Source organism: Kocuria sp. CCUG 69068 (assembly GCF_020833785.1).
GTDB classification, from domain to species: Bacteria; Actinomycetota; Actinomycetes; order Actinomycetales; family Micrococcaceae; genus Kocuria; species Kocuria rosea.
Map to the genome: position 1 here is coordinate 1 of NZ_PDDL01000166.1, position 4,954 is coordinate 4,954.

Annotated in this window: 6 protein-coding genes; 3 read left to right on the forward strand and 3 right to left on the reverse strand. The window is 74.1% G+C overall.

Features of this window, described 5'->3' with window-relative positions; all coding sequences use genetic code 11:
* Together purE and CRM73_RS18130 are read right to left on the reverse strand one after the other, a co-directional pair.
* The coding region (gene purE / locus CRM73_RS18125; RefSeq protein ID WP_370658570.1) for a 5-(carboxyamino)imidazole ribonucleotide mutase at positions 1–582 on the reverse strand (582 nt) is incomplete at its 3' end.
* A 136-nt stretch (positions 583–718) separates the two neighbouring features.
* Complete coding sequence (locus tag CRM73_RS18130) at positions 719–1,834, reverse strand: 5-(carboxyamino)imidazole ribonucleotide synthase (RefSeq protein WP_051063720.1); 1,116 nt, start codon at positions 1,832–1,834, stop codon at positions 719–721.
* 344 nt (positions 1,835–2,178) lie between these two features.
* Here CRM73_RS18130 and CRM73_RS18135 point away from each other — a divergent pair, with 344 nt between their 5' ends.
* Complete coding sequence (locus CRM73_RS18135; RefSeq protein ID WP_095650444.1) at positions 2,179–2,835, forward strand: GtrA family protein; 657 nt, start codon at positions 2,179–2,181, stop codon at positions 2,833–2,835.
* Between the two features lie 10 nt (positions 2,836–2,845).
* Here CRM73_RS18135 and CRM73_RS18140 read toward each other — a convergent pair whose 3' ends face one another.
* Positions 2,846–3,637, reverse strand: a complete 792-nt coding sequence (locus CRM73_RS18140; protein WP_229588683.1) for a TIGR03089 family protein — start codon at positions 3,635–3,637, stop codon at positions 2,846–2,848.
* A gap of 311 nt (positions 3,638–3,948) precedes the next feature.
* Here CRM73_RS18140 and CRM73_RS18145 point away from each other — a divergent pair, with 311 nt between their 5' ends.
* Entirely contained in the window at positions 3,949–4,479 is a 531-nt protein-coding gene (locus CRM73_RS18145) for a WhiB family transcriptional regulator (RefSeq protein WP_095650442.1), read from the forward strand.
* Between the two features lie 14 nt (positions 4,480–4,493).
* Positions 4,494–4,954 (forward strand): DUF3499 family protein (locus tag CRM73_RS20020; RefSeq protein WP_370658569.1); only part of this gene is annotated, 461 nt, incomplete at its 3' end.

The window sequence follows — 4,954 nt, forward strand, 5'->3', positions numbered from 1 at the left end:
CCGGCAGGCCGGGGACAGGAAGGGCCTGTCGGGCGGTGGTGGTTCGGCCAGGGCGAAACGTACCGGGTGGGCGGAGCAGGTCGTGTCCTCGTGCTCGACCTCCCAGCACAGCAGGTCCAGGGCGGCGCCCTTGGCGTGGGCGGTCTCCCGGAGCTCGTCGGCGAAGCGCAGGAGCTGCCCGCGCAGGACCTCGGCCTGCGGGTCCGCGCCGGCGGCGAGGATCCGGGCGGCCAGCAGCCCGGCGTTGCGCGCCCCGCCGATGGACACGGTGGCCACCGGGACGCCGGCGGGCATCTGCACGATCGACAGCAGCGAGTCCATGCCGTCGAGGGTCTTCAGGGGGACGGGGACGCCGATCACGGGCAGGGGCGTCACCGAGGCGAGCATCCCCGGCAGGTGGGCGGCGCCGCCGGCCCCGGCGATGATCACCCGCAGCCCCCGCTCGTGCGCCCGCCGACCGTACTCGATCATCTCGGTGGGCATCCGGTGGGCGGAGACGACGTCGGCCTCGTACGCGATCCCGAACTCCTCGAGGGCGGTGGCGGCGGCCTCCATCACGGGCCAGTCGGAGTCCGAGCCCATCACGACGCCGACGACGGGCTGCTGCTTCTCGTTCACTGGTGCTCCTGGGCTGCTCGGCGGGTGGGGGCCGCCATCGCGGTCCGGTCTGGGGCTACGCTATCCGTCCCGGCTGGACGGGCCGTGGGAGGCACGCGGGTCAGGCCTGCCCGTCGCGCAGCACGGCGGCCACGCGGGTGGCCCGCCGGCGCAGCTCCGGGATCTCGTCCGCGGTGCCGGTGAGGTTGACGTGGCCGATCTTGCGCCCGGGCCGCACGGCCTTGCCGTAGTTGTGGATCTTGGCGCGGGGCTCTGCGCCCATGGCCGCCCGGTAGGCGCCGAAGAGGTCCTGGTTCGCCCCGCCCAGGTAGTTCTTCATCACCGCGGACCCGCCGATCAGCCCGGTGTCCCCGAGCGGGAGGTCCAGCACGGCGCGCAGGTGCTGCTCGAACTGGCTGGTCACGGATCCGTCCATGGTCCAGTGCCCGGAGTTGTGCGGGCGCATGGCGAGCTCGTTCACCAGGAACCCGGTACCGCGGCCGGGGGTCTCGAAGAGCTCCACGGCCATCACTCCGGTCACGCCCAGCTCGGTGGCCAGCGTCCGGGCGGCGTCCGCGGCCGCGGCCGCGACCTCGGGGCGCAGCTGCGGGGCGGGCGCGAGCACCTCGTCGCAGACGCCGTCCACCTGGATCGACTCCACCACCGGCCACGCCCGCACCTCGCCGGAGGGGGTCCGAGCCACGAGCGCGGAGAGCTCGCGGGAGAACCCGACCTTCTCCTCCGCCAGCAGGGGCCCGTCCGTGCGGGCGAACCACTGCGCCGGCTCGGCGCCGCGGGCGTCCTCGGCGGTGCCGAGCACCATGACGCCCTTGCCGTCGTAGCCGCCGCGCGGGGTCTTGAGCACCACCGGCCAGCCCGTGCGCTCCCCGAAGGCGATCAGCTCCTCGACGTCGGCGACCGCCTCCCACCGCGGGTTCGGCAGCCCGAGGCGCTCCACGGCCGCGCGCATCCACAGCTTGTCCTGGGCGTGCACCAGCGCGTCCGGGCCCGGGCGGACGTCCACGCCCTCGGCGAGCAGGGTCTGCAGGTGCTCGGTGGGCACGTGCTCGTGGTCGAAGGTCAGCACGTCGACGCCCGCGGCGAACCGGCGCAGCACGTCGAGGTCGGTGTAGTCGCCCACGGGGGCGGTGGGCACGGCGGCGACCGCCGAGACGTCGGGGCCCTCGGCGAGCACGCGCAGCTCGATCCCCAGGGCGGTGGCGGAGGGCGCCATCATGCGGGCGAGCTGCCCGCCTCCGACGACGCCGACGACAGGGGCGGTCACAGAAGAATTCACCCGACCAGGGTATCCCGGTCCGCCGGGACCGCTCGGCGGGCCGGGATGCCCTGCCTCCGGGGCCGCCCGCCGCCCGGTCTCCGGCGTCGTGCTCCCGCCTCGGCCCCGGCACCTGCCCGGCGCGGGCCCCGCGACGGCCAGGGGACTGTGCTGTAACTCTCCGGTGCCGTGCAGGAGGGGCGGGGTAGGATGTGCCGAGGTCCGCCGCGGGTGCTCGTCCGTGGGCGTCGACCGCCGCGCCGGCCGGCGCCCACCGCCTCACCACCTGGGAGACCTGAAGCCGCGTGAACCGCCTCGTCGACCGTTTCGATGCCCTGTGGCACCTCTTCGTCAAGGAACTCATGAAGTTCGGCGTCGTGGGCGCCCTCGCGTTCGTGATCAACGCGTCGCTCACCTGGATCCTGATGCACACGGTGTTCGAGGACGGCCACCTCAAGGCGAAGTTCGTGGCGACCGCCGTGGCCATCGTCTTCGCGTGGGTCGCCAACCGGCTGTGGACCTTCCGGCACAAGCGCCAGTCGGACAAGCGCCGCGAGCTGGTCCAGTTCCTCGTGGCCAACGGCATCGGCATGGCCATCGAGCTCGGCTGCCTCGGCTTCAGCTACTACGTGCTGGGTCTCACCAGCGCCTACGCGTCCTTCGTGTCCGGCACGATCATCGGGACCATCCTCGGCACCGTCTTCCGGTACTTCGCCTACCGCTTCTGGGTGTTCACCGAGGAGCTCGACGAGGACCCCAACTTCGCGGACACCGCGGCCCTCGAGATCGCCCTGATCACGGGTCACCAGCCCGCGGAGGGCGCCGAGCACCCCCACCGCGCGCACCAGCACCCCCACCGGGAGGGCGCCCGCCACCGCGCGGGGAGCGCGGCGGCCCCCGGCTCGGACACCCACGAGAGCCACGAGAGCCACGGGAGCACGGAGCCGGCGGAGGGGCGCTGAGCCGTTCCGCTCAGAAGGCCACGGCGTTCTCGGCCGCCAGGACTGACCGCCAGCCGTCGTCGGCCGCGTCCGCCGGGCGGTCCGTGACGACCGCGGCCCGGCCCCCGGCCAGCACGGCCAGCACGCGCAGCAGGAACTCGGCGTCCATCCGCCGGCCCGGCACGTGCACGGCCGACGCCGTCCCCCACGCGTCCTCCCGCCCGGCCGCGAGCTCGCCCGCGGCCGGCATCAGCCGGTCGTGCGGCAGGAAGCCGTCGTCGGTGCCCGCGGCCCGGAGCGCGGCACCGTCCGGCGCCGGCTCCTCGAGGCCGTCGTAGACGTCCGCGTGGGAGCGGACCTGGGCGCAGTAGTCGAGGACGTCCCCGTCCGGCAGCTCGCCGCGGTGGCCGAGCGAGAGCGCCGGCCGGTCCAGGACCACGGCCCGCGCCCCGGCGGGCACCCGGTCCAGCAGCGGGGGCGTCGCCCCCTGCGGGTCGACGAGGCCCACCACGGCCCGGTCCCCGGGCTCCGCCGCGTCCTCGCGGGGATCGACCACGCGCACCGCGGCCCCCATGGTCCACGAGCCGAGGACGGCCGCGAGACTGCGCCAGTGCACCTCGTCGCCGACGGCCACGACGTCGCCCGCCTCGAGGTCGAGCTCGTCCACCCACAGGTTCGCGGTCTTGGCCACCCAGTTGTCGAGGACCCGCCCCGAGAGCTCCACGCGCTCGCCGTCCCGGCCGTACCAGATCAGGGCCGGGCGGCTGCTGCTGCGCAGCTTGTCCACCAAGCGGGGGACAGATCGGGGGGTCGGGGTGTCCATGGTTCCTCCTCGTGGCTGCCGTGCCCGCGGCGGCGGTTCGGCATATGCGTAGAGTCGCATTCTTCGCCCTCTGCGGCATTCCTGTCGAAAATCGGGCCGTGACGTGGAAAAACGTCTACTCCCAAAGACATTCTTCCCGGATATCGTGGCATGGGCGGTCACCCGGGACGGGTTGACTCCGTACTAGTTACACACGTGTAATTGGGAAGTCCGGCAGACGATCAGCAAGGATACGTTCTCCGGGATGCACAGGGTCGGCGACCCCCGTACTGCGCCGCACCCGAGCAATCGTGTCGGATGGAAGGAAAGTCATGGGAGAGGCCGCACGACAGCAGGTCGTGGAATCCAGCCCCCTCGAGGCCCGTCGGCTGAGCATGCGCTCGGTGCCAGAGGACTGGTTCGTCGATCCCGTCGACCCCCGGGCCGCCGAGCGGCACGTCCGCCGGGCGGCCGGGAGCATGGAGGACCAGGCCACGGCCTACCTCCGGGCCCACGAGGCCGTCCAGAACCTCTCCGGCGCCGGCGCGGCACCCGCTCTCGACCTGCTCGAGGCACCGGCCGCCGACGAGGGCTCCGACTGGAGCGCCGTGGCCGGGCTGTACGCCGTGGACGAGGACGAGGGCGAGCTCGCGTGGCAGACCGACGCGCTGTGCGCCCAGACCGACCCGGAGGCCTTCTTCCCCGAGAAGGGCGGGTCCACGCGTGACGCCAAGCGCGTGTGCGAGGCCTGCCCCGTGCAGGCGGAGTGCCTCGACTACGCGATGAGCAAGGACGAGAAGTTCGGCATCTGGGGCGGGCTCTCCGAGCGCGAGCGCCGCCGCCTGCGCCGTCTCGCCCGCTGAGGTAGTTTCGGGCCATGAGCTCCTCCGGCAGTCCCACCCGCCTCTGCTCCCGCCAGACCTGCAGGCGGGACGCCGTCACGACCCTGACCTACGTGTACTCGGACTCGACCGCCGTGGTCGGCCCGCTCGCCGGACACGCGGAGCCCCACGCCTACGACCTGTGCGCCGTGCACGCCGACCGGCTCACGGTGCCCCGGGGCTGGCGCGTGGTCCGGCTGGAGCCGCCGGAGGCGCGGGCCCGGCGCGAGGACATCGGCGCCGTGGCGGAGGCGGTCCGGGAGGGCGAGCCCCCGGCGACCGTCCGCGACCGCCCGCGGACGGTGCTGCGCGACGTCTCCCTGCCGCGACCCTCCTCCCCGGCATCCCCGGCATCCCTGGCATCCCCGGCACCGCACGCGCCGCGTCCTGAGAGCCCCCGCACGACCCCCCGGACCGGTGGCCGGGCGGGTGCCCCGGAGCGTGCCGCACCGGGCGG